2 protein-coding genes are annotated in these 2,017 nt (G+C 42.2%); both read left to right on the top strand.

Annotation, left to right across the window (positions count from 1 at the left end; translation table 11 throughout):
- Positions 1-1,218: EAL and HDOD domain-containing protein (locus A3762_RS10270; protein WP_231878785.1), on the top strand; the 1,218-nt coding region annotated here is incomplete at its 5' end.
- A 19-nt stretch (positions 1,219-1,237) separates the two neighbouring features.
- A partial coding sequence (locus A3762_RS10265) for an acetate/propionate family kinase (RefSeq protein WP_156493380.1) occupies positions 1,238-2,017 on the top strand: 780 nt, incomplete at its 3' end.

The raw sequence follows: 2,017 nt of genomic DNA, 5'->3' as shown, positions 1-2,017 counted from the left end.
GAAGTTATGCAAAAACAAGACGTCTTATTGGCTCGTCAGCCTATTTATAATCGACAAAAAGAAGTACATGCGTACGAGCTACTCTTCAGGGATAACGAAGAAAATAAAGCAACTTTTTTCTGCGATCTCAGCGCAACATCAAACGTGCTTTTAAACCTGTTCACTGAAACGGATCTAGAATTTGTGACGTGTGGATTACCCGCTTTTATTAACTTTTCAGGCGAACTGTTAATGGAAAAGCCCATCTTTGATCCTCACATGGTGGTCATCGAAATTCTTGAGCACGTTAAAATCACTCCAAGCTTCATAAAGCGCGTCATTGCGCTTAAGAAAGTCGGTTATACGATTGCGCTGGACGATGTAGTAAAAGCACCTCACTACAAACCTCTGCTTCCTTATATCGATATCGTGAAAATCGATTTACCAAGTTTAAGTGAAGATGAGTTGCGGCAATCAGTCGACTACTTAAAAGACTTCGACGTCACTTTGCTTGCCGAAAAAGTTGAAACTCACGAAGAGTTTCAACTGTGTTCCGATTTAGGCTTTGAGTTGTTTCAGGGTTATTTTCTTGCTAAGCCTGAATTGGTTAAGGGTAAAAAATTAAACACCAACCAAATATCGGTACTTGGGCTAATCGCTGAACTCCAAGACCCCAATATAGACATAAACCACGTCAGCGATATTATAAGCCAAGACCCCGTTATCAGTTTTAAGTTACTGAAATTGATTAACTCAGCCGCTTATCGACGCACGAAAGAAATTGACTCAATTAAATCAGCTGTCGCCTTACTTGGTTTAAAGCGCATTAAAAGTTGGGCAACACTGCTTGCGTTGAGCAAACTTGATAACAAGCCTGACGCACTACAATACATAGCCATTGTTCGTGCAATGACCTGTGAAAAACTTGCGAACTTTGTAAGTTCAGATTTACAGAATGAATTCTATACAACTGGTCTGCTCAGTTGCTTAGACGCGTTTTTTGACCAACCTATCGATCAAGTTATTGAAAGTATTCCAATTAAAGACTCAATGCGCTCTGCACTGATGGAACGTAAAGGCGTGCAAGGTTTAATATTGCAATCTACACTGCTTTTCGAAAAAGGTTTGCTTGAACAAATAGACTGGAAGGCTCTCGGCGAACTGGGCTTAGATGGGCAAACCTTTAACGACATTTATTATGAATGCTCTGCAATAGCACTAGAGGCAACCGCAGCATAAACACACACGGAAGAAAACTATGAGCTCAAAACACGTACTTGTCATTAATTGCGGTAGTTCTTCATTAAAGTACGCGTTATACGCCATAGGCGATGCCACCCCATTACAAACCGGTCTCGCTGAAGAACTTAATAGCCCCAATGCAAGGCATATTTCAAAAGATCTTTCTGGAAATAGGCAAAGCTTTGACACGCCAAATGCTTCTCACGGCGACTCAATTCAAGCAATCGTTGACGCACTCAACTGCGAATTTAACTTAAGCGATTCATTAATTGCTGTCGGGCATCGCGTTGTTCATGGCGGAGAGCGATTCAATAAAGCAACGCTCATCGACGATTCTGTGTTAGCGGAAATTAAACAATGCATTCAACTCGCGCCCTTACATAACCCAGCAAATATTACTGGCATAGAACTTTTACAAAAACAGTTTCCTGAGGTTCCGCAAGTTGCTGTCTTTGACACAGCGTTTCACCAAACTATGCCCGAGCACGCATATCGCTATGCGATACCAAGCGAGTTTTATACTAAGTACGGCGTAAGACGCTACGGGTTTCATGGAACAAGTCATCAATATGTAGCTAGTTCGACCGCACAACATATTGGCAAACCTATTGAAAATTGCTCCTTTATAACTGCACACCTTGGTAACGGCGCAAGTGTATGCGCGATCGAGAATGGCAAGAGCGTTGACACAAGTATGGGCATGACACCGCTTGAGGGATTAGTTATGGGCACCCGAAGTGGTGACGTAGACCCTGGTCTTATCGGTTTTTTAGGTTCACAAGGTTATGACTGCGCT

It is taken from the genome of Oleiphilus sp. HI0125 (assembly GCF_001635355.1).
Note: the sequence above shows the minus strand (reverse complement) of the source record. Positions and strands in the feature narration are given on the sequence as shown.